Below are 25,193 nucleotides of genomic sequence, written 5' to 3'. Positions count from 1 at the left end.
GAGGGCGTAGGGAGGAGCCGGAGGGGCGTCGGCGTCGAGGACCTCTCCCGAGGCCACGGCGAGACGCCCGCGCTCCGGGCGAGTCCGGTCCGGTGGAGAAGGCCCGGGTCGTGGGTCACGAACGCGGACGCGGACGGGATCGCCGTCACCTCACCCTGCGCGCCGCCTCGTCGACGAGGAATCCGACCCCGATGCCGAGCATCCACGTGTCCTTCGCCAGCGCGGTGCCCTCCTGCGTCGGACGCAGGCTGCCCTCCTCGCGCATGCCGGGAGTGCGCAGGTACAGACCCACCAGCCCGGCCGAGAAGGCGGTCAGGCCGATCCCCGCCACCGCCGTCGGCACGACCGGCAGCAGGAGCGCGGCACCCAGCGCCATCTCACCGACCGAGAGCAGGCGGACGAAGGTGGAGGGCCGCAGCCTGCCGAGGAACGGATAGGCGTGCGTCGCCATGCCGTGCAGCTGGAGGGCGCTCTGCTCGCCGACGCCACGTTTGGCCATGCCGGAGTTGAGGATGAAGGCCCCGGTGGCCAGTCGTGGTGCCACATGCCTGGGTTCGATGGGCAGACGCATGGGTGCTCCCTCGCGGCGGTTCACGCAGACGCGCCCGAGCCTAGGCCGAGCCACGGGCCCCCGCAGCGCGGGAGGCCGGGGATTGCGCCGACCGGGAGCCCGCCGCGTACGGGTGCCCGACCGGGCTCACTCGTGGGCCGGGCGCACCGTGCCGAGACAGCGCCGCACGCTGATCTCGATGACGACCCTCGCCGGGTTCGCCCGCGGCTGCCGGTAGCGGGCCGCGTACCGGGCCTCCGCGTCCCGGACCGCCTCGGCGTCCTCCCGTACGGTCGCCACGCCCTCCAGGGTGGACCAGCGCCTGCCGTCGACCTGGCTCACGGCGACGACGGGACGCTCCGCCCGCTCGACGTTGCGCACCTTCGCCGTGCCCCTGCTCGTGATGACCCGTGCCGTGCGGGTGGCGTGGTCGTACGTCACCCCGACGGGGACCAGGTGCGGGGTTCCGTCGGCGCGCGTCGTCGACAGGAAGCACACCCGGCGCTCCTGCCAGAACCTCACGAACTCCGCGTCCGCGTCGTCCTGTGTCCCGGTGTCCATCGGATCTCCTTGCGTGAGCTGGGGGCGTTCCCGGAGGGAACCGACCGGCGAGGGAACAGTAGCCGTCGCCACCGCGTGCGCGGACAGCGGGCGTGCACGCGGTGGCGACGGGAAACGGTGGAAGGTTCCGGCCGGTGGGTGACACCGGCCCGCCCGGGGGGAAACCGTGTCCCGAAGACCGGCGCGCACCACCGACGGAACGGAGTACGGACGATGGCCACCACGCCGGGGGAGACCCGAGCTCCCACGACGGCGCCCCACGGTATCCGGCTGCCCGGCATCCTCCTCGGGATCGGACTCGGCGGATTCGTCGACGGCATCCTGCTCCACCAGCTCCTCCAGTGGCACCACATGCTCACCAGCACCAACCGCGACCGCATCGGCGTGAAGTACTACAACCCGAACACCGTCTCCGGGCTGGAGATGAACACCGTGTGGGACGGCATCTTCCACGCGGTGTGCTGGATCGCCGTGCTGCTCGGCCTGGCCCTGCTGTACTCCCGGGTCACGTACAACCGCCGGGCGGTGTGGGCCTCACGGGTGCTGTGGGGCTGGATCCTGGCCGGGTGGGGCGTGTTCAACCTGGTCGAAGGTGTCCTCGACCACCAGATCCTGGGCATCCATCATGTCCACGGCGGCCCGCACCAGGCATGGTGGGACGCCGGATTCCTCCTCCTCGGTGCCCTGTTCCTGGTCGGCGGGCACCTGCTCCAGCGCGGTGGACGGCCCGTCGACCCCGACGCCCCCCGCGGTGCCGTCCGGGCCGGAGGCCACGCCTGATGGACGGTGGCCACGGCGGTGCCCAGGGTGCCCACCCCGGGCACCGCGACGGTCCCGGCAGCGGCGAGGGTCTGCTGGAGGCGGCGCCGACCGTGCTGGTGCTGGTCCTGCTGCTCGCCGCGGCCGTGGGGTACCTGTGCGCCGCGCGCCGGGCCCGTCGCCGCAACCCCGGGCAGGGCTGGAGCGGCCGGCGGTCGGCGTCGTTCCTCGGCGGGCTGGCCGTACTGGCCGTCGCGCTGCTGCCGCCGTTGGGACCGGCCGCGCACACCGACTTCCGGGGGCACATGGCCCAGCACATGCTCATCGGCATGTACGCCCCGCTGGCGCTGGTACTGGCCGCGCCGGTCACGCTGGCGCTCCGTGCCCTGCCGCCGTCCCGCGCCCGCCGGCTGACCGCACTGCTGCACAGCCCTCCCGCGCGGCTCCTCACCCGACCCGCCGTGGCGCTCGCGCTGAGCACCGGCACCCTGGGGCTGCTGTACTTCACCCCGCTGTACGACACGGCGACGGCCCACCCCGCGGGGCACTGGCTGATGAACGCCCACTTCCTGGCCTCCGGGGTCCTCTTCGCCCACGCCGTCGCCGGACCCGATCCGGCACCCGCGCGGCCCGGCGTACCGGCCCGGCTGGTGTACCTCGGCCTCGCCGTCGCCGCCCACGCGCTGATCGCCCAGGCGATGTACGGCGGGATCTTCGTCCACATCCACGCGCCCGTCGACCGGGTCCGGCAGGGAGCGGAGATCATGTACTACGCCGGGGACGTCGCCGAGCTGCTGCTCGCCGCGGCCCTGGTGGCCACCTGGCGGCCCGAACGCCGAGGCCGTGCGGCGGCCCGTGACCCGTTGCCGCCGGGCCCGGCATCAGGCGGCGTCCCGGTCGGGTGAGCGGTGTCCGGCGGGGTCCGGGCCGCGGCGGCCCGGCGTGGCCCCGGCTCGGCCGCCAGGGAGGAGACGCAGGTGCCGGGGCCTGGCGTGCCGGGCCGGCCGCGGTGCGTCGAAGAGCCGGTCCTCCAGGCACGTCATGGCGAACAGAAGCAGCCCCAGTCCGGGGAGCAGTAGGACGGCAACGGTAACCACGCCGCAGGTCCCCCTCCGCTGTGGATGACGCCCTTGCGGGTGCCCGGGCCGGTGCCGTTGATGGGCCGTCGCCGGGTGAAGATGACGTGACCATCGGGCAAACGGGGCGAAAGGGGAGGGGTGGGCCGGGTCGACGTGTGCCACCCGGTGCGCCGGGAGGCCGTGTCCGCACCGTCCGTGGGCCGGGAGGGCGAGGAGAGCCGGGGCCGGCGGCCGGGACGCGAGCGCCGAGGTGCGGAGCATGTGAGCCGACGACGCCCCGGCCCCGGGAGGACGGGAGCGCCGGCCGGGCCGCCCGTCCGGTGCGTCGGCGTGCCGTATTTGCCGTATCGGCAAACGCATTTGTCGTCGCGGCGCCGACGGGTGCAGCCTGCAGGCGGGGCGCGGACATCGGGCGCCCCGCCGAGCAGACGACCCCGTACGCCCTTCAGGAGGCACCATGACCGACATGCCGGCGCCGGCTCCCGCCGCGGAGTTCTGGGAATCCCGTTACCGCGACACCGGTCGCGTCTGGAGCGGCCGCCCCAACGAGCTGCTGGTCCGGGAGGCGAGCGACCTCGTCCCCGGCACCGCGCTGGACCTGGGCTGCGGTGAGGGGGCGGACGCCGTGTGGCTGGCCTCGCGCGGCTGGCGGGTCACCGGCGTGGACATCTCGGGCACGGCGCTCGACCGCGCCGCCGGGCACGCCGCCGAGGCCGGGGTCGGCGACCGCGTCACCTGGGAACGCCACGAGCTGGGCCGGACGTTCCCCGAGGGCTCCTACGACCTGGTCAGCGCCCACTACCTGCAGTCCCCGGTCGCGCTCGACCAGCAGGCGGTCCTGCGCGGCGCCGCGCACGCCGTCGCGGACGGCGGCACCCTGCTGGTCGTCCTGCACGCCGGCTGGCCGTCGTGGCAGACCGAACCGCCCTTCGAGGCCGTCTTCCCCACCCTGGACGGGGTGCTGGCCGAACTCGCCCTGCCCGACGGCGAGTGGACCGTCGAGACCAAGGAGACGGTCCGCAGGCCGAGTGCCTCACCCGAGGGTGTCGGAGGTTTCCGCGAGGACAACGTGTGGCGGCTGCGGCGGGCCTGAGCCCGCCGGTACCCGCCACGGCGCGTACGCGCCGGACCGGAGCGGCCTCCTGCCGCCGGGGCGAGACCGGCGCGGGGCCGCGTCCGGTGACGGCCCCGCGCCGGCCGGCCCGTCAGACGCGCTGCCAGAGGGCCGGCGTGTTCTCGGGCGACCACACGTTCTGCGCCTGGTGGCTCTGCAGGCACCGGTACCGCAGGCCCGCGTGGGTCACCGTGGCCCCGACCTCGTAGACACGGCCCGCGGCCCACGCGTCCGCCGCCGCGTTGTCCTGGGACGCGGGCGTTCCCTCCGACGCGGAGGTGGTCGTCAGGGTGAGGCCGAAGTCGCTGAGCAGCGGGTTGATCGGCTGGTAGAAGGTGGTTCCGCCGTCGGTGCAGTCACCGGAGCCGCCGGAGGTGGTGCCCTGGGCCTGGGCACCCGCGACGAAGGGGCCCCCGGAGTCGCCGGCTTCCGCGCACACCGTCGTCTCGGTCAGCCCGTCGACGGTGCCCTCGGGGTACCGGACGCTCGTGTCGTGCTGCCGGACGGTGCCGCAGTGCCACCCGGTGGTGGAGCCGGAACGGCAGACCGACGCGCCCACGAGGGCCTCCACCGAGCCGGCCATCTGCACCCGCTGGTCGTCCTGCGCCCTGACGTCCGGGGTGGCGCTCCAGTCGGCGTTGACACCGACCCAGGCCATGTCCTTGCCGGGGAAGGTGGAGGCCTGGAAGGTGCCCTGGTCGCTCTGGTCGAACCCGGTGGTCTCGTCTCCCGGCTCGCCGCAGTGACCGGCCGTGGCGAAGCCCTGCTGCTCGCCCTTGGTCACGGAGAACCCGACGGAGCAGCGGGACCGGCCGTCGATGTAGTAGGCGTCGCCGCCGACGAGGTCCTTCAGCAGGCGCGGCCGGTCCGCCGACACCCGGACGCCCACGTCCTGGCCGTCGACCCCGGCGGTCTTGATGAAGTCCGCCGCGGCCGCCTCGCCGGTGGCCTGGACCATGACCCGGTTGGCCTTCACGTCGACGTACCAGACCGGCGTCTCGGCGGGCCGCATGCGGACGGCGGTGGCGTCCAGCTTCTCCTTGACCGCCCTGAGTTCGCCCAGCCCCTTCCTGACGACCGCCGCCTTGGCGCCCTGCGCCTCGATGGCGGAGGTGTCCGCGGCGTCGGTGGTGGCGACGGTCAGCTCGGCGGAGGTCGCGCCGCTCACCCAGGCCCCGGCGAAGCGGTCGCCCAGCATGTTGCGCAGCCGGCCCGCGCGGGTGCCCGCCTCGGCCTCGTTGACCAGGCGGGTCGCCGCCTGGTCCGGCGTCAGTTTCAGGTCGCGTTGCATCGCGTGCAGCACCTGCGCCGACGGTGTGTCGGCGCCGAGCGTCTGGGCGGCGGTGGGCCCCGGCCCCGGCACCGGCTCCGGTGCGGCCGACGCGGCCGGGGGAAACGCGGTCAGGACCAGGGCGCCGAGCGCGGTCAGGGCTGCGCGGCGGCTGCGTGCGGCATGTCTGCCGACCATGCGATGTGCCTCCTTCGAGTGCTGTGCGAGACAGCGGCGATCAGTGGGTGACGATGACTCAGGTGGCGTATGTGCCGTCGGTGTGGTGAGTGACGTGGGTGACGGTGACGCCGCGAGTGCGGCCAAGTCATAGGCATTGCCGGAAAGTTCCCCGGCGATGTCGCGGCCGGGCGTCTTACGCGGTATGGGGGACGCCATGGGTGCCAAGTGCAGTACGCGGACGCGCCCGCGCACGCCGGGCCCGCGCCTCAGACGGGCTTGAGCCCCGGCGCGCCGGCCTCGGTGACGAAGGACCCGGCCGTGGTGACGGGCGCGCCGGGCGTGCTGATGGCGGAGACGGTCAGGAAGTCCAGGCGGGCCGCCTGACGGCCGAGTTCGGCCCGGACGTAGCCGCGCTTGCCGTTGTAGAACTTCATGTGCGGGTTGGCCCGCAGGTACAGGTCCCAGTTGGCGGGCTGTTCCACGCCGTCCCGGCCGCTCGCCACCGACGTGCAGGTGACCTCCGTGCCGACGGTGGCGGACGCCGGGTCGTCGAAGTCCTCCTTGACGTCGAGGGCGTAGCCCACGTGGACGTCGCCGGTCAGGATCAGCCAGTTGTCGACCCCGGCCGACCTCGCCCCGGCGACCACCCGGTCGCGCGAGGCGCGGTAGCCGTCCCAGGCGTCCATCGAGACAGGGGCGTCGGCGGTCACGTCGAACCTGCGCTGGGAGAAGCAGACCTGCTGGGGCATGACGTTCCACAGCGCGGTCGAGCTCTGCCAGCCGTCGATCAGCCACGCCTCCTGCGCCGCTCCGGTGATGGTGCGTGCCGGGTCGTCCGACTCGGGTCCCGGGGCGTGCGGCCGGTCGTCGTAGGCCTGGTCGGAGCGGTACTGGCGGGTGTCGAGGATGTCGAACTGGGCGAGCGTGCCCCAGTGCAGCCGGCGGTACAGCTGCGCGTCGGGTCCCTGGGGCAGCTGGGCGGCGCGCAGCGGCTGGTGCTCCCAGTAGGCGCGGTAGGCGGCAGCCCGGCGCAGCAGGAACTCCTCGGGCGGGATGGCGTTCTCGGGGATGCCGCCGGCGTAGTTGTTCTCGGCCTCGTGGTCGTCCCAGGTGACGACGAACGGGTGCGCGGCGTGGGCGGCCCGCAGGTCCCCGTCGCTCTTGTAGAGGGCGTAGCGCAGCCGGTAGTCCGCGAGGGTCATGGTCTCGCGGTTGAAGACGTCCGGCAGTGTGACGTCGGTGTAGTGGCGCTCCCCGCCCTCCGCGTTCACCGCGTACTCGTACAGGTAGTCGCCGAGGTGGAAGACCACGTCGACGTCGTCCTGAGCGAGGTGCCGGTGCACGGTGTAGTAGCCGTCCTGGTAGGCCTGGCAGGCGACGGCCGCCAGTCTCAGCGTGGACGTGGCGCTGTCCGGGGCCGGCGCGGTGCGGGTGCGGCCCGTCGGGCTGAGCCAGGCGCCGGCCCGGAAGCGGTAGTAGTACACCGTGCCCGGCGTCAGTCCCCGGACGTCGACGTGCACGCTGTGGGCGTACTCGGCGTGTGCCTCGGCGGTGCCGCGGAACAGGACGGTCGCGAAGAACTCGTCCAGGGCCATCTCCCACTCGACCGTGACCCGCTCCGTGCCCATCCCGCCGTCCTCGAGGAACGGCTCGGGCGCCAGCCGGGTCCACAGCAGCACCGAGTCCGGCAGCGGGTCGCCGGAGGCGACACCGAGGGTGAACGGATCGCTGCTGATCCGGGCCGTCCGCAGGGGAGCGGCGACCGCGCCGCGGGCCGGCAGGTTGGTGGAGAAGGCGAGTGCGGCGGCGGCCGCGGCGACGGTGAGGAATCGCCGGCGGCGAAGGTGCCGGGCGGCGGCGCCCATCACGGCGTCGTGCGGGGAGAAGGCGTGCTCGGCCAGTCGGCCGTGACGGCCCGTGGGCGCCATCTGGTGTCCTCTCGTACGGAGCGGGGCGGTCCGTGGGCGAGCGGCACAGGGGGCCGGATGAGGCCTGGCGGTCGCCCGGCCACGCACGCCGGCACGGGTGCTCGCGTCGGGCCGGCCCGGTGTGCGCGGTGCGCGGACCCCGCATGCTAGGCAGACGGAACGCCCGGAACCGGCAGGACGTGCCCAGTGATCACACAGGAGGCGGTACACCTGTGTGGGCGCCTTCCGCCCGGGGCACCCGGGCGGGGGACGGACACGCGGCAGAGGAAGGTGGCGGGCGGATCCGATGGCCAGGACACGGCGTTACGACGTGGCGGCCTCCGGCCGCTGGTGGGACGAGGAGGACAACCGCTGGCTGCCGGCCGGTGAGGTGCACGCCTGGGAGCAGGGCATGAACCAGACCGTGTGCGGTCTGTCCCTGCACCGGTCGCAGCTGTCCCGGTTCCCCGCGGTGACCTGGAGCGACGTGCTGCCCGAGTCCGGCGGCGCGGCCGACGCCGTCCGCCGGGTCTGCCCCCGCTGCGCCGCCGCGGCCGGCCGCCGGGGTGCGGGCGCCAAGCCGGGCCGGCGGCACGTCGACCCGCGGCCGTAGGGCCGGACGGGGGGTCCGGCCCCGGGGGGGGTACCGCGCGGTGTCTACGAGGGCAGCGGCGAGCGACTGACGCGGATCTTGGACTGGCCGTGCGGTCGCCGCTCCCAGTCCTCCATGAACCGCGCGTGCAGACCGTGCCTGCGGGCCAGCGCGAGCAGGGTGTCGGTGCGGTAGTAGAAGTCCTCGCGGAGCACCTGGTGTTCGGTGCCTTCCGTGCGGTCGAAGGTGAAGTCGAAGAACCCGGTGTCGGTCAGGACACGGCCGACGTGCGCGAGGCACTCCTCGATGACGTTCAGCGGTGAGTGCGAGAAGACGCTGTGCGCGTGGACGACGTCGAAGTGGTCGTCGGGCAGGAACTCCAGGGTGAGGTCCCCGGTGATGGTCAGGTGGGGCAGCTTGGCCTGGAGCCCGCGTTCGGTCAGGGTCTTCTTGGCGGCGATCAGGATGTCCGGTGAGATGTCGATGCCGTAGTAGTGGCCGGTGTCGAGGTGGTCGATGAAGCGCCAGCCGCCGCGCAGGTTGCCGCACCCGATGTCGAGCATGTGGTGCTCCGGGCGCAGCCCGTGTTCGATCAGGTAGTCGAACTGCATCTGTCCGAGCGCGAGCCAGCGGTCGTGGGTCCGACTGCCGACCGCGGCCTCCGGGTTGCGGCGGGTGTCGGAGGCCATGACGGCCCGGTAGTAGCCGACGTGGTCCGGGTGCTTGAGCCGCAGCCACGCGTCGCGGCCGGCCCGGCGGACATAGGGGCCGACGCGCTCGGGGTGGCGCAGCGCGTATCCGACCTTGTGGGTGAGCGCGGCGCGGTTGCTGCGCAGTTTCTTGGGGGACTTGGCGTCCTTGGGCATGACGGATAGGCCTCCGTACGGGGTGAGGGCAACGGGAACGGTGTGGCGGGGACGGTGTGGCGGGAACGGTGTGGTGGGGACGGTGCGGTGGGACGGCGGACGGCGCGGCGACGGGGTGTCAGACCCGGCGGCGCAGCAGGAGGACCGTGACGACGGTGAGTATCAGGGCCAGGCCGCCGAGGAGGGCCGTGTCGATCCACTGGAACGTCCAGTAGTCGCCGGCCGGGTTCGCCTCGTAGAAGCGGGCGACGTAGCCGTGCTGGGCCATGCACTCCTTCAGCTCACGGCCGGACGGCTGGGGGCAGTCCGGGACGCCCGTCCGGCCCCCGGAGTCGGTGACCAGGCCGTCGTGCCCGGTGGACCACTTGTCGCCCATGGGCGGCTTGGGCCGCCACCCGTCGCTGACGTACCGGTGCGGGGGGACCAGGAGGCGGGATCGGTGCGTCCACTGCACCAGGACGGTCACCATCGACGTGATCACCAGCGTCCATGCCGTGGCGGACAGTACCCGGCGGGTCAGCAGCCCGGCGAGGGTGCCCACGGTCAGTCCGCAGAGCGCGGCGGCGACGGTGGCGGGGCCGGAGCCGGTGAGCGCGGTGGCCTCGTACCAGAAGACGCCGTAGCTGCGGTTGACCGCGGGCTCCCACCACCACCGGAACAGCAGGGCCAGGGTCCCGGAGAGCACCACGGTGCCCACGGCGGCGAGGGCGAAGCGGGAGGCGAACCACTGGGCCCGGCTCACCCCCTGCGCCAGGACCATCCGGTGGGTGCCCAGTTCCCGGTCGCGGCCCAGCAGCGGCGCGCCCCAGAACATCCCGATCAGGGTGGGCAGGGCGATGTTCAGCGCGCCGAGCAGCTTGAGCGGCTCGACGTCCAGGAACTGGGGCATCCCGTCCCCGGGCCGGCTGCAGTACAGCGGCCCGGGGTCGCAGTGGTCGAACAGACCGCTGTGCAGGGCGTCGACCATGCCCGCACGGAAGTACGCGGCGAGTGCGGTGGCGGCCACGAGGACCACGGCGCCGCAGACGACCAGTACCCGCTGCTGGCGCCAGGCCAGCCACAACGAGCCCTTCACGCCGCCTCCCTCGTGTTCCCGGCCGTGTTCCCGGCCGCGTCCCGCGCCGGGCCGTCGGCGCCGGGCCGGAGGTGCCCCAGCAGGATCTCCTCCAGGCCGGGCCGCTCGACGTGCCACGTCCCGCCGAGCGGTCCCCGCGGCCGGACCAGGGCGGTGAACTGCCGCCCGTGCGTCCGGCGGTGCACCACGGTGTGCTCCCGCAGCGCGGGCGCCTCGTCGACATGTCCGGTGACCACGGTGTGGCCCTCGCGGAGCCTTCCTGAAGTGCGAGAACTTCCAGCGGGTGGGCGCCTTCAAGTTCCGCGGCGCCTACAACGCGGCCTCCCGCCTCACGCCGGAGCAACGCGCCCGGGGCATCGCGGCCTACTCCTCCGGCAACCACGCCCAGGCCGTCGCCCTCGCGGCCCGGGAACTCGGGACCACCGCGGTGATCGTCATGCCCGAGGACGCGCCCCCCTCCAAGCGGGAGGCCACCGCCGCCTACGGTGCCGAGATCGTCACCTACGACCGCTACACCGGCGACCGCGCCGCCCTCGCCGAGGCCCTGGCCGCCGAACGGGGGCTGAGCGTCATCCCGCCCTACGAGCATCCGCACGTCATCGCCGGACAGGGCACCGCCGCCCTCGAACTCATCGAGGAGACGGGCGAACTGGGCGCGCTCCTCGCACCGGTGGGCGGCGGCGGACTGATCGCCGACAGCGCCACCGCCGCCAAGGGCCTGCACGCCGGCACCGCGGTGATCGGCGTCGAACCGGAGAGCGGCGACGACACCCGGCGCTCCCTGGAGGCCGGCCGGCGCGTCACCGTCCCGGTGCCGCACACCATCGCCGACGGCCAGGCCCTGCCCACCCCGGGCGAGCTGACCTTCTCCCTCAACCGGCGGCTGCTCGACGCCGTCGTCCTGGTCTCCGACGACGAGATCCGGGACGCGATGCGGTTCGCGTTCGAACGGCTGAAGATCGTCCTCGAACCGAGCGGGGCCAGCGCGCTGGCCGCCCTCCTCACCTGCCGCGCCGGGCCGCTGCCCCGCCGGGTCGGCGTGATCCTCTCCGGCGGCAACGTGGACGCCGCCCGCTTCGCCGGCCTCTGCGGCCCACCCCGCTGACCCGGGCGCACGCAGGCCGCGTACGCCGTCGAACGCGGGAGGGGGTGACCGTCACGACGGTCACCCCCTCCCGCACCGGCAGCCGGCTCACGCGGCCAGGGCCACCGCCCCGACCGCCGGTGTACGCAGCACCCGCCGGGCCGTCGCCAGGCTCGTCCCCAGCGTCACCGCCGCCGACACCGACACCATCGCGAGCCAGACGCCGGGGAACTGCTCCGGCAGCACCGCGTCGGTCCGCACGACGGTGAACGGCACCACGCCGGCCAGCGCGGCCACCGTCCCGAAGAACACCCCCGTGACCGTGAGGATCACGCCCTCGGTGCCGACCACGCCCAGCACCTGCCCGGGCGTCGCCCCCGCCAGCCGCTGCTGACCGAACTCACGGGAGCGGTACGTCGTCGCCGCGTACAGCGAGTTGACCAGCATCACGCAGACGAACACCGCGATGATGCCGACGACCGTGAGGTTGAGCGTCTCCAGGTTCTTGGCGTCGACCGACTTGACCAGACCGGAGGCCTTCACGGCGTCGCTCTCCACCGCCTGCATCGTGACCGTCGCCGTCGACACCGCCGTGAACAGGATCAGCGACACCAGGATCCCGGCGAGATGGGCGGCACGCTCACGCAGATTGCGCACGGCCAGCCAGCCGCTGGCGCCGCTCAGCGGCAGCCGGTCGAGCACGCCCTTCAGCAGCCGCGGCGACAGCAGTGCGAAACCGACCGACAGCAGGATCGCCCCGTAGGCCGGCGCCGCCATCAGCGCCTCGTCCGTCGCGGAGAACAGGAAGGTGCAGCAGGCCCCCGCGGCACCGGTGGCGAGGGCCGCGTACGCCAGGAACCGCCTGGCTCCCTCCCGTTCCCGGCTGCCCCGCGTCACCCGCCGCACCGCCAGGAACGCGGCGCCCGCGGACGCGAGCAGCGTGACGGCCACGCCGCTCGTCAGCGCGACCGGGCCGAAGGAGTACTCGACGGACCGCGCCACCTGGCCGCTGTCCTGGAACATCCCCAGCAGCGCCCGTCCGCCGAGCACCGCCGGGCCGATCGCCGGCACCGCTCCGACCAGGGCCACGGCCACCGCCTCGCCCACGACCATGCGCCTGATCTGCGCCGGGGTCGCCCCCGAGCAGCGCAGCAGCTCCAGCTCACGGGTGCGCTGTCGCACGTTGACCGTCAGCGTCGAGGCGACCGCGAAGAACACCAGCAGGGTCCCGTAGCCGCCGACGACCCCGGCCGCCGTACCGAGCGTCTCCGAGCTCACCGGGTCGATGCCGCCCTGCCCGGCCGTGTCGTGGAGGGAGTTGAACGTCATGATGACCGTCGCGCCCAGGAAGGCGGACAGCAGGGTCGCGAGGAACCGTCCGGGGCGTCGCCGGACCGACCGCAGGGCCAGGACGAACACCGCTCACACCCCCGCCGTCACGTCGTCACCCAGGTGCGCGAGCCGCTCCGCGACCGCGTCCGGCGTCGGGGCGTCCATCCGCCCCGCCAGCCGTCCGTCGGCGAGGAAGAGGACCGAGTCGGCGTACGAGGCGGCGACCGGGTCGTGCGTCACCATCACCACGGTCCGGCCGTGCACCCGCACCGCCTCCTGCAACAGCAGCAGCACCTGCCGCGCGCTGCGTGTGTCCAGCGCGCCCGTCGGCTCGTCCGCGAAGATCACCCGGGGCTCGGTGACCAGGGCGCGGGCGATCGCCACCCGTTGCCGCTGACCGCCGGAGAGCTGGTCGGGGCGGTGGCCGAGCCGGTCCCCGAGCCCGACCGCGGTCAGGATCTCCCGCGTCCGCCTCCGGTCGACGCGCCGCCCGGCGAGCCTGAGCGGCAGCACCGTGTTCTGCGCGACCGTCAGCGTCTCCAGCAGGTTGTACTGCTGGAACACGAAACCGACCCGGCCGCGCCGGAATCTCGTCAGCTCCGCCTCGGTGCCCCCCGTCAGCTCCGTGCCGTCCACGCACACGATGCCGCTGTCCGGCCGGTCGAGACCCGCCGCGCACTGCAGCAGCGTGGACTTGCCCGAACCCGACGGCCCCATCACCGCGGTGAAGGTGCCGCGGCCCAGGCTCAGCGTCACCCCGTCCAGCGCGGCCACGGCGTTCTCGGCGGTGCCGTAGGACCTGGTCACCTTGACGAGGCGGAGCGCCTCGGGGGCGGGGTCCGGGTCGTGGCCGGCGCGTGTGCCGGTGCGAAACATCGTCATCACCTTCCGTACGGCACGCCCTGTGCTGTGCCTCGCCGACGACGCTACGGAGCGGGCGGCCGGGACACACTGGGCGCAGAACCCGTAACGGAGGGTGTACTCAGTGACACCCCCGCCGGCCTGCGTCACGCCGATCGCCATGACCGAGGGGACATCCCGGCTCGCCGGACCGCAGTGCGTCGACGTCAGCGGTCACAGCGTGCTGACGTCCCGTGAACCGCCCCCGGGGGCCCGGTGACGCGCATCGCCCGGAACGCCTTCCGGGTGCGCCGCACGGTCCGCGGCGTCGGCGAGCTGACCGGCCACCGGGTCAACGGCGTGCCGGACGGCCTCCACGACCGGGTCCACGACGGGTTCGCCCTGCGCGCGGACCGGACGGCGACCGGTCGTGCGCGGTCTGCCACGGCGTGGAGGACCCCGACGGCCTGGAAGCCGTGCACCGCGCGTCACCGGGCGTCCTCGGCCGGGTCTTCGGCCTCGGCCCGCCCCGGCAGCGGATCGTGGAGGGCACCCTCGGCGCGGTGGTCCCGGAGGAAGCCGGCTGACCTCCGCGCTCACCCGGCCACCAGCACCACCTCCAGGGTCCGCGGACCGTGCACCCCCTCCACCCGGTCCAGCTCGATGTCGCTGGTCGCCGACGGGCCGGAGATCCAGGTCGACGGGCGGGCCGGGTCCAGGCGGGCCAGGGCCTGGGAGACGGAGGAGACGACCTGGTCGGGCACCCGGACGACGCAGATGTGGTGGTCGGGGACGAGGGTGATGCGGCGGCGCCCCTGGTCGGGGGAGCCGTCCAGGACGATCGTCCCGGTCTCGGCGACGGCGACGGCGCAGCCCGTGACCACGCTGTCGACCCGGTCGAGGTCGCGGGGGGTGTCCACCGCCCGGTCGGGGACGCGCGTCGCGTCGACCGCGTCGAGCCAGCCCGGCGGCACCTCGGCCGGCACCACCACGCTGGTCGAGCCGCGTGCGGCCAGGAGCCGCGCCAGCAGCCCGGGCACCTGCTCGTCGGTGCACCGGTGCACGATCGCCCGGTAGTCCGCCAGGTTCTCGGCGAGCAGCTCCACCGTCTCCTCGGCGGTCCGCCGCCCGTGCTCGCGAAGGTAGTCCCGTGCGACCGCCCGCTCGTACGGCTCGTCGTCGTGCGGCACGTCCGCGAGGGCCCGCCGCACGCGGCCCAGGATGCGTTCCCTGCTGCTCACTTCGCCCCGTCCTTTCCGCCGTGCGTGCGCTGCCACCAGTCCCGGAACGGTTCCGCCGGCACCTCGGGCAGGTCCCGGCTGCCGCTCCACGCCCGGCCCGGCCCGGGGAGCGTGCGAGGATGGAAGCGCCGGGTGCGCGACGCCATCCGCTGGCCGGTGCGGAGCGCGCCCGGGTGCGTGAACGCCCACTGCGCCGCCCGCATCGCCGCCCGTTCGACGGCGTGCCCCCTGGCCGGCTTCAGGAGCACCTTGTTGCCCTGCCGGACGGCCGGCCCGCCCTGGACCACCCGCTCCCGCAGGTGCACCAGCACCTCGGGGATGTCGATGGCGACCGGGCACACCTCGTAGCAGGCACCGCACAGCGAGGAGGCGTACGGCAGGGAGGCGTCGACCTCGCTGCCCGTGCCCCGCAGCTGGGGGCTGAGGATGGCGCCGATCGGGCCCGGGTACACCGAGCCGTAGGCGTGGCCGCCCGCCCGCTCGTACACCGGGCAGACGTTCAGACAGGCCGAGCAGCGGATGCAGCGCAGGGCCTGGCGGCCGACCTCGTCGGCGAGGGTGTCGGTGCGGCCGTTGTCGAGCAGGACCAGGTGGAAGGCGCGCGGGCCGTCCCCGTCGGTGGTGCCGGTCCACATGGACGTGTACGGGTTCATCCGCTCGGCCGTCGAGGAGCGGGGGAGGGTCTGCAGGAAGACCTCCAGGTCCCGCCAGGTCGGCACGATCTTCTCGATGCCGACGACCGAGATCAGCGTCTCGGGCAGGGTCAGGCACATCCGGCCGTTGCCCTCGGACTCCACGACCACCAGCGTGCCGGTCTCGGCGACCATGAAGTTGGCGCCGGAGATGCCGACTCTGGCCCGCAGGAACTTCTCCCGCAGGTGCAGCCGTGCCGCCTCCGCCAGTTCGGCGGGCGTGTCCGTCAGGCCGTCGGGCGCCGGGCGGCCCCACTCGCCCATCTCCTGGGTGAAGATGTCCCGGATCTCACCCCGGTTGCGGTGGATCGCCGGCACCAGGATGTGCGAGGGCCGGTCCTTGCCCAACTGCACGATCAGCTCGGCGAGATCGGTCTCGTAGGCGTGGATGCCCTCGGCCTCCAGCGCCTCGTTGAGGCCGATCTCCTGGGTGGCCATCGACTTGACCTTGACGACCTCGCTCTCGCCGGTCTCCTTCACCAGCCGCGTCACGATCCGGTTGGCCTCGTCGGCGTCGGCGGCCCAGTGGACGGTGCCGCCCGCCGCCGTGACCGCCTCCTCCACCTGCACCAGATAGCGGTCGAGGTGGCGCAGCGTGTGGTCCTTGATCTGCTTCCCGGCCTCGCGCAGCGCCGCCCAGTCCGCCAGCTCCGCGACCGCGCGGGCCCGCTTGTCCCGGATGGTGTGCGTGGCGTGGCGCAGGTTGGCCCGCAGCGTCGTGTCGCGCACGGCCGTGCGCGCCGCCTCGGGGAAGGCCGGCATCCCCAGGTACGTCCCGCTCATACGGCCACCTCCCGTTCCGTGCTCGCCAGGATCTCCGCGATGTGCACCGGCCGCATGCCCGTCCGCAGCCGTGCCATGGTCCCGCCGATGTGCATCAGGCAGGAGTTGTCGGCCGCGCACAGCACGTCCGCGCCGGTCGACTCGGCGTTGCGCACCTTGTCCGCGCCCATCGCCGCCGAGACGTCGGGGTTCTTCACGGCGAAAGTGCCGCCGAAGCCGCAGCACTCCTGCGCTCCCGGCAACTCGACGAGCTCCAGCCCCTTCACCGCCTCCAGCAGCCGCCGGGGCCTGTCGCCCAGGCCCAGGCCACGCAGCCCGTGACAGGTCGGGTGGTACGTCACCGTGTGCGGGTAGTACGCCCCCACGTCCGTCACCCCCAGCACGTCCACCAGGAACTCCGTCAGCTCGTACGTCTTCGGCACCACCGGCGCCAGGGTGGCGGCGAGGGCGTCCCCGCGGCCCTCGGCGCGGGCCCGCTCGCCCATGCGGGGATACAGCTCCCGCACCATCGCGCCGCACGATCCCGACGGCGTCACGATCGCGTCGTAGTCCTTGAAGACCGCGGAGAAACGCCGGGCCAGCGGCTCCGCCTCGTGCCGGTACCCGGTGTTGTAGTGCGCCTGCCCGCAGCAGGTCTGGGCCGTCGGGAAGTCGACCTCGACCCCGAGTCTGCTGAGCAGCCTCACCACGGCACGGCCGGTGTCCGGATAGAGCGTGTCGTTGACGCAGGTCAGGAACAGGGCGACACGCATCGCGGCTCCTCGGGGTCGGTCATCGGATGGACGCAGGGTAGTCGGCGGGAAGGCGGAACGGGGGCCCCGTTCACCGGTCGGCGAGCCGGGCCTCGGCCGCCCGCCAGCGCGCCGTGTCGCCGTGCGGCTCGTACCGCGTCAACGGCTGCGTACGGGTGAGCAGTCGGCGCATGTCGGCCAGGTCCCCGACCGTCCCGTGGGCCCGGGCCTGCACGAGGACGTTGCCGAGCGCGGCGGCCTCCGTCGGTCCCGCCACCACCGGCAGCCCGCAGGCGTCGGCCGTGAGCTGGCACAGCAGCGCGTTGCGGGTGCCGCCGCCGACGACGTGCACGACGTCGACCGGGTGCCCGGCGAGCCGCTGGGCGTCCTCGACGGCCCTGCGGTGGGCCAGCGCCAGCGAGTCGAGGATGCAGCGGGTCACCTCGGCGCGGGTCTCCGGCACCGGCTGCCCCGAGGCGCGGCACGCCTCGGCGATCCGCTCCGGCATCCGGCCCGGCGCCAGGAACACCGCGTCGCCCGCGTCCACGACCGAGCGCAGCGCCGGCACCCGGGCCGCCGCCGGCAGCAGCTCGCCCAGGTCCGGGTCGCCCCAGGCCCGCACGCACTCCTGGAGCAGCCACAGCCCCATGATGTTGCGCAGGTACCGTACGGTGCCGTCCAGCCCCAGTTCGTTGGTGAAGTTGGCGGCGCGGCTCTCCTCCGTCAGCACCGGGGCGGTCAGCTCCAGCCCGGCCAGCGACCAGGTGCCGGTGCAGATGTACGCGAACCGCTCGCCCGCGGCCGGTACGGCGGCCACCGCGGAAGCGGTGTCGTGCGAACCCACCGTCGTCACCGGCACGGGGCCCTCCAGCCCCGTCTCCTCCAGCACCTCGGGCCGCAGCACCCCCGCCGGGTCGCCGGGCAGGCGCAGCGGCGCGAACAGACCGAGGTCGATGCCGAGCCGGTCGGCGACCTCGTGCGACCAGTCGCGGGTGCGGGGGTCGATCAGCTGGGTCGTGGAGGCGTTGGTCAACTCCGTGCCCTGCACGCCCGTCAGCCAGTGGGTCAGCAGGTCCGGGATCATCAACAACCGCCGCGCCTGCGCGAACTGGGCGGTGTCACGGGCCGCGACCAGCTGGTACAGGGTGTTGAAGGGCGCGTACTGCAGCCCGGTCGCCGCGTACAGCTCCGCCGCGGGCAGCGTGGCCCACACCTTCTCCGCGACGCCCTCGGTGCGCGCGTCGCGGTAGTGCACGGGGTTGCCGAGCAGCGCCCCGTCGGCGTCCAGCAGGCCGTGGTCGACGGCCCAGCTGTCGATGCCGACCGAGTCGACCGGGCCGGCCGCCCGCAGCCCGTCGAGGACACCGGCGTACAGCGCGAGGATGTCCCAGCGCAGCCCCTCGGGGGTGCGGACGGGCCGGTTGGGGAAGCGGTGGGCCTCGGTCAGCTCCAGGCTGTCGGGGCCCGCGCGGCCGACCATGACGCGCCCGCTGGACGCGCCGAGGTCGACCGCGGCGTACGACTTCACGGTGCCGTCCACCGCCACGGCGCCGCTCATCGCAGGAAGGCGGCGGCGACGCCCGCGTCCACCGGGACGTGCAGGCCGGTGGTGTGGGTGAGCTCGCCGCCGGTCAGCGCGAACACGGCGTTCGCGACGTGCTCCGGGAGGACCTCCCGCTTCAGCAGCGTCCGCTGCGCGTAGAACTCGCCCAGCTTCTCCTCCGGCACCCCGTACACGGCCGCCCGCTGCGCGCCCCAGCCGCCCGCGAAGATCCCCGAACCACGCACCACGCCGTCCGGGTTGACCCCGTTGACGCGGATGCCGTGCTCGCCGAGCTCGGCGGCGAGCAGCCGTACCTGATGGGCCTGGTCGGCCTTGGTGGCGGAGTAGGCGATGTTGTTCGGGCCGGCGAAGACGGCGTTCTTCGAGGCGATGTAGACGATGTCGCCGCCCAGCTCCTGCGCGGTCATCACCCGGGCCGCCTCGCGCGAGACGAGGAAGGAGCCGCGGGCCATGATGTCGTGCTGGAGGTCCCAGTCCCTGGCGGAGGTCTCCAGCAGCGGCTTGGAGATGGAGATGCCCGCGTTGTTGACCACCAGGTCGACCCCGCCGAAGGCGAGGGACGCGGCCCTGAAGGCATCGGCGATCTGCTCCTCGGAGGTGACGTCGACGGTCACGGCGACGGCCTTGTCCGGGCCACCCAGCTCCTCGGCCACCTGGGCGGCGCTCTCACCGTTCAGGTCCGCGACGACCACGCAGGCGCCCTCGGCCACCAGCCGCCGCGCGATGGCCCTGCCGATGCCGCTGCCCGCGCCGGTCACCAGGGCCACCCGCGTGGCCAGCGGCTTGGGCTCGGGCATCCGCCGCAGCTTGGCCTCCTCCAGCGCCCAGTACTCGATGCGGAACTTCTCCGACTCCTCGATCGGCGCGTACGTCGACACTGCCTCCGCCCCGCGCATCACGTTGATCGCGTTGACGTAGAACTCGCCGGCCACCCGGGCGGTCTGCTTGTCCTTGCCGAAGCTGAACATGCCCACGCCCGGCACCAGCACGATCGCCGGGTCGGCGCCGCGCATGGCGGGGGAGTCCGGCTCGGCGTGCCGCTGGTAGTAGGCGGCGTACTCCTCGCGGTAGGCGGCGTGCAGTTCCTTCAGCCGGGCCACCGTCTCGTCCAGCGGCGCGGCCGGCGGAAGGTCGAGGACCAGTGGCCGGACCTTGGTGCGCAGGAAGTGGTCGGGGCAGGAGGTGCCGAGTGCGGCGAGCCGCGGGTGCTCGGCGCGGGCGAGGAAGTCCAGCACCACGTCCGCGTCGGTGAAGTGCCCGACCTGCGGCCGGTCCTGGGAGGCGAGCCCACGGACGTACGGCGCCAGCGCGGCCGCCCGCTCCCGCCGCTCGGTCTCGGGCAGCGCCTGGTAGCCGTCGACCACCGCGCCGAACGGTTCCGGCCTCCCGCGCTCGGCGAGGAAGGCCTCCGCGGTGCGGATGATGTGCAGCGAGTTGCGCTCGCACTCCTCGGAGGTGTCGCCCCACGCCGTGATGCCGTGTCCGCCGAGCACGCACCCCACGGCCTGCGGGTTGGCCTCCTTGACCGCCGCGATGTCCAGCCCGAGCTGGAAACCGGGACGCCGCCACGGCACCCACACCACGGTGTCGCCGAAGCACTCGGCGGTGAGCTTCTCCCCGTCCGCCGCGCAGGCCAGCGCGATCCCGGAGTCGGGGTGGAGGTGGTCGACGTGCGCGGCCTCGACGAGCCCGTGCATCGCCGTGTCGATCGAGGGCGCCGCGCCGCCCTTGCCGTGCAGGCAGTAGTCGAAGGCGGCGACCATCTCGTCCTCGCGCTCGACGCCCGGGTAGACGTCCTTGAGCGCCCGCATCCGGTCCAGCCGCAGCACGGCCAGCCCCGCCTCGGTGAGCGTCCCGAGGTCCCCGCCGGACCCCTTGACCCACATCAGTTCCACATCACCCCCGGTGACGGGGTCGGTCCCGGTGCCCTTGGCGGACGCGTTGCCGCCGGCGTAGTTGGTGTTGCGTGGGTCGGCACCGAGCCGGTGGGAGCGGGCGAGGAGGGCAGAGGCTTCGGGATGGGTTGACATGACTTCCAGTCCTATTCGAACGAGGGAGGGGTGGAGCGCCCCGAAAGGGGCGCGAGGAACTGCGCGACCAGCCACGAACCGGCCCGCAGCCCGCGAACAGCAGAACCCGGCAGACGCCTACGCCCCCCACCCGGCCTGCTCGCCACCGACGCGCTCGGCGACGACCTTCTCCGCCCACCCGCAGGAGCGATACGCCTTCATCGGCTCGGGGTCCAGCCCCGACTCCTCCCGCACCTCACGAAGAAGCGGACGCACGTCCGTGTTGTACGCGTCCATCAACACGGCGTTCGCCTCCAGGACGTCCCCCGCGGCCTGCGCCTCGGCCAACGCCGGTCCGTCGACCAGCAGCGCCTTGGCGGTGGCCTCCTGCACGTTCATCACCGACCGGATGATGGCCGGAATCTTCGCCTCGATGTTGTGGCACTGGTCGAGCATGAACGCCACGTCCGACGTGAATCCGCCCCCGCGCACCACCTCGTGCATGATCCGGAACAGCTGGAAGGGGTCGGCGGCGCCGACCATCAGGTCGTCGTCCGCGTAGAAGCGGGAGTTGAAGTCGAACCCGCCGAGCTTGCCCTCCCGCAGCAGCGTCGCCACGATGAACTCGATGTTCGTGCCGGGCGCGTGATGCCCCGTGTCGACCACGACCTGCGCCTTCTCGCCCAGCTTCAGACAGTGCGCGTACGCCGTGCCCCAGTCCGGTACGTCCGTCGTGTAGAACGCCGGCTCGAACAGCTTGTACTCCAGCAGCATCCGCTGCCCCTCGCCGAGCCGCTCGTACACCTCGGCCAGCCCCTCGGCCAGTCGGTCCTGCCGCGACCGGATGTCGTCCTGTCCGGGGTAGTTCGTGCCGTCGGCGAACCACAGTTTCAGGTCACGCGACCCGGTTGCGTCCATGATGTCGACGCACTCCAGCAGGTGGTCCACGGCCTTCCTGCGCACCGCCGCGTCCGGGTGGCAGATGCTGCCCAGCTTGTAGTCGTCGTCCTGGAACGTGTTGGAGTTGATCGCGCCGATCCGTACGCCCCGCTTCTCGGCGTGCCCGGCCAGCGCGGCATAGTCCTCGACCTTGTCCCACGGGATGTGCAGGGCCACGGTCGGGGCCACGCCGGTGAACTCGTGCACCTTCGCCGCGTCGTCCAGTTTCTCGAACGGGTCGCGCGGCACACCGGCCTGGGCGAACACCTTGAAGCGGGTGCCCGAGTTGCCGTACGCCCACGACGGCGTCTCGACGGCCTGGGTCTTGAGCGCGGCCTTCACCGCGGCGAGCTCGGTCACTTCGGCGCTCCTGTGGCATCGGGTCGTGATCAACTTTGAGCCACGACCTAGGGTGGGTGAAACGATTCAGAACGCGAAGCTATGAGCCACCCGAAAGGGTGTCAACCCTTCCGACCGCCCCGGCCCGTCGTAACTCGCCTGTGACCTTTGGATATCGAAAGTTTTTCGACCCAAACCCATTGACGTGGCATGCCCTTACTGCGCTACCGTCCCGGCAACCCAGTTGAAACCTTTCACGACGCCGTGAGGGCCGTCCCCGCCCGGCGTCGTCGAGGAGCCCCCATGACCCACCCGTCCGACGCGGGTAAGGCCCCGGTCCTGGCGCTGAGGGACGTCTCCAAGTCCTTCGGCGCGGTCCGAGCCCTGAGGGACGTCTCCCTGGAGCTGTTCCCCGGCGAGGTGCACGCCCTCGCCGGGGAGAACGGTGCCGGCAAGTCGACCCTCATCAAGACGCTCGCCGGAGTGCACCGGCCGGACGCCGGCCAGGTGCTGCTCGACGGTGCGCCGGTCGTCTTCCACGGACCGGGCGACGCCCGCGACGCCGGTATCGCCGTGATCTACCAGGAGCCGACCCTCTTCCCCGACCTGTCGATCGCCGAGAACATCTTCATGGGCCGTCAGCCCCGACGGACCCTCGGCCGCATCGACCACAAGGCCACCCGCGCCGCCACCGCCGGCCTGATGCAGCGCCTCGGGGTCGAGCTGGACCCCGACCGCCCCGCGCGCGGCCTGTCCATCGCGGACCAGCAGATCGTGGAGATCGCCAAGGCGCTCTCCTTCGACGCCCGCGTCCTGATCATGGACGAGCCGACCGCCGCCCTCACCGGCAGCGAAGTGGCGCGTCTCTTCGGCGTGGTGCGCACCCTGCGGGACCAGGGCGCCGCGGTGCTCTTCATCTCCCACCGGCTGGAGGAGATCTTCCAGATCTGCCGCCGGGTCACCACGCTCCGCGACGGCGCCTGGATCGCCAGCGAGCCGCTGGACGGCATGACCGAGGACGACCTGGTCCGCCGGATGGTCGGCCGCGACCTCGACGAGCTCTACCCCAAGCAGGAGGTCCAGCCCGGCGAGGTCGCGCTGAGCGTGCGCCGGCTGACCCGCGAGGGCGTCTTCACCGACGTCTCCTTCGAGGTGCGGCGCGGCGAGATCGTCGGCCTCGCCGGCCTGGTCGGCGCCGGGCGCACCGAGGTCGCCCGGGCCGTGTTCGGCGTCGACCGCTGGGACGCAGGCGAGGTGGAGGTGGACGGCCGCGCACTCGTCAACGGCGCCCCGTCCACCGCCATGGCCGCCGGACTCGCCCTCGTCCCGGAGGACCGGCGGGCCCAGGGCCTGGTGATGGACATGTCCATCGAGCGCAACATCGGCCTCACGGGCCTGCGTACGACGGTGAGGGCCGGACTGATGGACCGGGGCGCCGAGCGCAGCCGCTCGCTCGACTGGGCGGTCAGGCTCCAGGTGAAGTACGCCCGCATCGCCGACACCGTCGCCACCCTCTCCGGCGGCAACCAGCAAAAGGTCGTCCTCGCCAAGTGGCTGGCCACCGGCCCCAAGGTGCTGATCGTCGACGAGCCGACCCGCGGCATCGACGTCGGCACCAAGGCCGAGGTGCACCGGCTGCTGAGCGAGCTGGCCGCCGACGGTGTGGCCGTCCTGATGATCTCCTCCGACCTGCCCGAGGTCCTCGGCATGGCCGACCGCGTGCTCGTGATGCACGAGGGCCGCCTGACCGCGGAGATCCCCCGCACCGAAGCCACCGAGGAGACCGTGATGGCCGCAGCCACGGGGAGGGCCGCCGCATGACGGTCACCGCACCCGACCAGGCCCCCGTCGCCGACGTGCCCGAGGCCGGTGCCACCCGGCTCGTCGACCGCATCTTCAGGATGCGCGAACTGGCCATCCTGCTCGTCTTCCTGGTGATGATCGCCGTCACCCAGGCCGGCAACAGCGAGTTCCTGTCCGAGCAGGGCATCAAGGACCTGCTGCTGAACGCCACCATCCTGGTCCTGGTCGCCACCGGCCAGTCCCTGGTCGTCATCACCCGCAACGTCGACCTGTCGGTCGGCTCCACCCTCGGCATCAGCGCCTTCGCCGCCGGCACGTACCTCCAGGGCGGCGGCGACTCCGTCGTGGCCGTGCTCCTGGCCGTGCTGACGGGTGTCGGCTTCGGACTCCTCAACGGTCTGCTCGTCAGCCTCGGCCAGGTGCCCGCCCTCGTCGTCACCCTCGGCACCCTCTACATCATCCGCGGCATCGACTCCATCTGGGTCGGCTCCCGCCAGATCACCGCGGCCGACCTGCCCGGCGGCTTCGTCGACTTCGGCTCCGGCGGCCTGTCCGCGGTGCCGTACCTGGCCCTGATCGCCCTCGCGGTGCTGGTCACCACGGCCTACTACCTCAAGCACTTCGGCAGTGGCCGCGAGCTGTACGCGCTCGGCTCCAACCCGGAGGCGGCCCGGCTGGCCGGCATCCCCGTGCGCAAGCGCATCCTCACCGCGTACACCTTCTGCGGTGCCCTCGCCGGCCTCGCGGGCGCCCTCTACCTGGCCCGGTTCGGCAACGTCGACTCCGGCACCGGCAACGGCTACGAGCTGACCGTGGTCAGCGCGGTGGTGGTCGGCGGCGTGGTCTTCACCGGCGGCTCCGGCAGCGTCTACGGCGCGGCCCTCGGCGCGCTGCTGCTGACCTCGATCAACAGCATGCTGCCCGCCCTCGGCGTCAGCTCCGTGTGGGTGCTGGCCATCAACGGCATCCTGCTCATCCTCGCCATCGCGGTCGACCGGATCGTCGCGCTGCGCGTGGCCACCGCACTGAAGAAGAGGAACGCCCGCCATGGCTGACAGTTCCCCGACGCGCGCCATCCGCTGGTCCGCCTCCTTCCGGTGGGACGGGGCCGTCGGCGCGCTCCTCGTCGTCGTCCTGCTGTTCTCCTTCGGTTTCGTCGACGGGTTCGGCAACGCCCTCAACCTGTCCTTCCTGATCGGCAACACCCTGCCGATCGCGCTCATCGCGCTGCCGATGACGCTGCTCGTGGTCTCCGGCGAGATCGACCTCTCGGTCGCCTCCACCGCGGGACTGTCCGGCGCGGTGATGGGCGCCCTGTGGAACCAGGGCATGGCCATCGAGACGATCATCCCGATCTGCCTGCTGCTCGGCGTGGCGTGCGGGCTGCTCAACGGGCTCCTGGTCACCCGGCTCGGGCTGCCCTCCCTCGCCGTCACCATCGGTACGCTGGCCGCCTACCGGGGCATCGCGCAGATCGTGCTCGGCTCCGACGCGGTGACCGACTTCCCCACGCAGTACCTGGACTTCGCGGCCGGCCGCATCGGCGACACCTTCGTCCCGTACGCCTTCCTGCCGTTCCTCGTGCTGCTGGCCGTCGCCGTGGTCGCCCTGCACGCCACGCCCTTCGGCCGGTCGCTGTTCGCCATCGGCGCCAGCGAGGAGGCCGCGCGGTTCGCCGGCATCCGGGTCAAGCGGCAGAAGCTGATCCTGTTCACGCTGACCGGCCTGATGTCCTCCCTCACCGGCGTCTTCTGGGCGCTGCACTACGCCAGCGCCCGCTACGACAACGCCACCGGCCTGGAGCTCTCCGTCGTCGCCGCCGTGCTCCTCGGCGGCATCGACTTCGACGGCGGCAAGGGCACGCTGGGCGGCGCGATCGCCGG

23 protein-coding genes and 1 pseudogene are annotated in these 25,193 nt (G+C 73.1%); 9 read left to right on the top strand and 15 right to left on the bottom strand.

What is annotated here, in order from left to right:
- Positions 1 to 145 precede the first annotated feature (145 nt).
- Positions 146 to 571, bottom strand: a complete 426-nt coding sequence (locus KUM32_RS21295; RefSeq protein ID WP_217143515.1) for a hypothetical protein — start codon at positions 569 to 571, stop codon at positions 146 to 148.
- 126 nt (positions 572 to 697) lie between these two features.
- Positions 698 to 1,111, bottom strand: a complete 414-nt coding sequence (locus tag KUM32_RS21290) for a pyridoxamine 5'-phosphate oxidase family protein (protein ID WP_217143514.1) — start codon at positions 1,109 to 1,111, stop codon at positions 698 to 700.
- A 213-nt stretch (positions 1,112 to 1,324) separates the two neighbouring features.
- Between KUM32_RS21290 and KUM32_RS21285 the strand changes: the two genes are divergently transcribed.
- From KUM32_RS21285 to KUM32_RS21275, 3 genes are all read left to right on the top strand, one after another.
- A complete protein-coding gene (locus KUM32_RS21285) occupies positions 1,325 to 1,891 on the top strand; it encodes a DUF2243 domain-containing protein (protein WP_217143513.1) in 567 nt (188 codons plus the stop codon).
- A complete protein-coding gene (locus KUM32_RS21280) occupies positions 1,891 to 2,775 on the top strand; it encodes a cytochrome c oxidase assembly protein (RefSeq protein WP_217143512.1) in 885 nt (294 codons plus the stop codon). Before KUM32_RS21285 ends, KUM32_RS21280 begins: the two co-directional genes overlap by 1 nt.
- Positions 2,776 to 3,406: 631 nt before the next feature.
- Positions 3,407 to 4,042, top strand: coding sequence for a bifunctional 2-polyprenyl-6-hydroxyphenol methylase/3-demethylubiquinol 3-O-methyltransferase UbiG (locus tag KUM32_RS21275; RefSeq protein WP_217143511.1), 636 nt, complete (start codon positions 3,407 to 3,409; stop codon positions 4,040 to 4,042).
- A gap of 112 nt (positions 4,043 to 4,154) precedes the next feature.
- Here the strand turns inward: KUM32_RS21275 and KUM32_RS21270 are convergent, their stop codons facing one another.
- Positions 4,155 to 5,531, bottom strand: coding sequence for an alpha-lytic protease prodomain-containing protein (locus KUM32_RS21270; protein WP_217143510.1), 1,377 nt, complete (start codon positions 5,529 to 5,531; stop codon positions 4,155 to 4,157).
- A gap of 248 nt (positions 5,532 to 5,779) precedes the next feature.
- Positions 5,780 to 7,441, bottom strand: a complete 1,662-nt coding sequence (locus tag KUM32_RS21265) for an alkaline phosphatase (RefSeq protein ID WP_217143509.1) — start codon at positions 7,439 to 7,441, stop codon at positions 5,780 to 5,782.
- A 286-nt stretch (positions 7,442 to 7,727) separates the two neighbouring features.
- Here KUM32_RS21265 and KUM32_RS21260 point away from each other — a divergent pair, with 286 nt between their 5' ends.
- Positions 7,728 to 8,033 carry a hypothetical protein gene (locus KUM32_RS21260; protein WP_217143508.1) on the top strand — a complete coding sequence of 102 codons (306 nt, stop codon included), beginning with the start codon at positions 7,728 to 7,730 and terminating at the stop codon, positions 8,031 to 8,033.
- Between the two features lie 44 nt (positions 8,034 to 8,077).
- On the opposite strand, the gene KUM32_RS21255 is transcribed toward KUM32_RS21260, so the two are convergent.
- From KUM32_RS21255 to KUM32_RS21245, 3 genes are all read right to left on the bottom strand, one after another.
- Positions 8,078 to 8,878 (bottom strand): class I SAM-dependent methyltransferase, encoded by an 801-nt coding sequence (locus KUM32_RS21255; protein WP_217143507.1) that lies wholly within the window; start codon positions 8,876 to 8,878, stop codon positions 8,078 to 8,080.
- Positions 8,879 to 8,996: 118 nt separating this feature from the next.
- On the bottom strand, positions 8,997 to 9,953 hold the full coding sequence (locus KUM32_RS21250; protein ID WP_217143506.1) for an ABC transporter permease: 957 nt from the start codon (positions 9,951 to 9,953) through the stop codon (positions 8,997 to 8,999).
- Positions 9,950 to 10,189, bottom strand: coding sequence for a hypothetical protein (locus tag KUM32_RS21245; protein ID WP_374227538.1), 240 nt, complete (start codon positions 10,187 to 10,189; stop codon positions 9,950 to 9,952). Before KUM32_RS21245 ends, KUM32_RS21250 begins: the two co-directional genes overlap by 4 nt.
- 23 nt (positions 10,190 to 10,212) lie before the next feature.
- On the opposite strand from KUM32_RS21245, the pseudogene KUM32_RS21240 reads away from it, so the two are divergent.
- Positions 10,213 to 11,058: pseudogene (locus KUM32_RS21240) on the top strand (pyridoxal-phosphate dependent enzyme); the annotation flags it as partial.
- A gap of 87 nt (positions 11,059 to 11,145) precedes the next feature.
- Here KUM32_RS21240 and KUM32_RS21235 read toward each other — a convergent pair.
- Complete coding sequence (locus KUM32_RS21235) at positions 11,146 to 12,456, bottom strand: FtsX-like permease family protein (protein ID WP_217143505.1); 1,311 nt, start codon at positions 12,454 to 12,456, stop codon at positions 11,146 to 11,148.
- 3 nt (positions 12,457 to 12,459) lie between these two features.
- Positions 12,460 to 13,245, bottom strand: coding sequence for an ABC transporter ATP-binding protein (locus KUM32_RS21230; RefSeq protein ID WP_217143566.1), 786 nt, complete (start codon positions 13,243 to 13,245; stop codon positions 12,460 to 12,462).
- A gap of 413 nt (positions 13,246 to 13,658) precedes the next feature.
- On the opposite strand from KUM32_RS21230, the gene KUM32_RS21225 reads away from it, so the two are divergent.
- Entirely contained in the window at positions 13,659 to 13,796 is a 138-nt protein-coding gene (locus KUM32_RS21225) for a hypothetical protein (RefSeq protein ID WP_217143504.1), read from the top strand.
- A 9-nt stretch (positions 13,797 to 13,805) separates the two neighbouring features.
- Here KUM32_RS21225 and KUM32_RS21220 read toward each other — a convergent pair whose 3' ends face one another.
- The 6 genes from KUM32_RS21220 to rhaI all read right to left on the bottom strand — a co-directional run bounded on the left by KUM32_RS21220 (position 13,806) and on the right by rhaI (position 21,528).
- On the bottom strand, positions 13,806 to 14,450 hold the full coding sequence (locus KUM32_RS21220) for a lactate utilization protein C (RefSeq protein WP_217143503.1): 645 nt from the start codon (positions 14,448 to 14,450) through the stop codon (positions 13,806 to 13,808).
- Positions 14,447 to 15,925 (bottom strand): LutB/LldF family L-lactate oxidation iron-sulfur protein, encoded by a 1,479-nt coding sequence (locus KUM32_RS21215; RefSeq protein ID WP_217143502.1) that lies wholly within the window; start codon positions 15,923 to 15,925, stop codon positions 14,447 to 14,449. Before KUM32_RS21215 ends, KUM32_RS21220 begins: the two co-directional genes overlap by 4 nt.
- Positions 15,922 to 16,677: a (Fe-S)-binding protein gene (locus tag KUM32_RS21210; RefSeq protein ID WP_217143501.1), complete on the bottom strand. Its 756-nt coding sequence runs from the start codon at positions 16,675 to 16,677 to the stop codon at positions 15,922 to 15,924. The genes KUM32_RS21215 and KUM32_RS21210 overlap by 4 nt, the downstream gene beginning before the upstream one ends.
- 70 nt (positions 16,678 to 16,747) lie before the next feature.
- Positions 16,748 to 18,214, bottom strand: coding sequence for a rhamnulokinase family protein (locus tag KUM32_RS21205; RefSeq protein WP_217143500.1), 1,467 nt, complete (start codon positions 18,212 to 18,214; stop codon positions 16,748 to 16,750).
- On the bottom strand, positions 18,211 to 20,250 hold the full coding sequence (locus tag KUM32_RS21200; RefSeq protein ID WP_217143499.1) for a bifunctional aldolase/short-chain dehydrogenase: 2,040 nt from the start codon (positions 20,248 to 20,250) through the stop codon (positions 18,211 to 18,213). The genes KUM32_RS21205 and KUM32_RS21200 overlap by 4 nt, the downstream gene beginning before the upstream one ends.
- A gap of 117 nt (positions 20,251 to 20,367) precedes the next feature.
- Complete coding sequence (gene rhaI / locus KUM32_RS21195; RefSeq protein WP_217143498.1) at positions 20,368 to 21,528, bottom strand: L-rhamnose isomerase; 1,161 nt, start codon at positions 21,526 to 21,528, stop codon at positions 20,368 to 20,370.
- Between the two features lie 282 nt (positions 21,529 to 21,810).
- Here rhaI and KUM32_RS21190 point away from each other — a divergent pair, with 282 nt between their 5' ends.
- The 3 genes from KUM32_RS21190 to KUM32_RS21180 form a co-directional block, all read left to right on the top strand.
- On the top strand, positions 21,811 to 23,328 hold the full coding sequence (locus KUM32_RS21190) for a sugar ABC transporter ATP-binding protein (protein WP_217143497.1): 1,518 nt from the start codon (positions 21,811 to 21,813) through the stop codon (positions 23,326 to 23,328).
- On the top strand, positions 23,325 to 24,365 hold the full coding sequence (locus tag KUM32_RS21185) for an ABC transporter permease (protein ID WP_217143496.1): 1,041 nt from the start codon (positions 23,325 to 23,327) through the stop codon (positions 24,363 to 24,365). Before KUM32_RS21190 ends, KUM32_RS21185 begins: the two co-directional genes overlap by 4 nt.
- The coding region (locus KUM32_RS21180) for an ABC transporter permease (protein ID WP_254405893.1) at positions 24,358 to 25,193 on the top strand (836 nt) is incomplete at its 3' end. The genes KUM32_RS21185 and KUM32_RS21180, both read left to right, overlap by 8 nt.

The organism is Streptomyces sp. AC627_RSS907, assembly GCF_019049165.1.
Note: the sequence above shows the minus strand (reverse complement) of the source record. Positions and strands in the feature narration are given on the sequence as shown.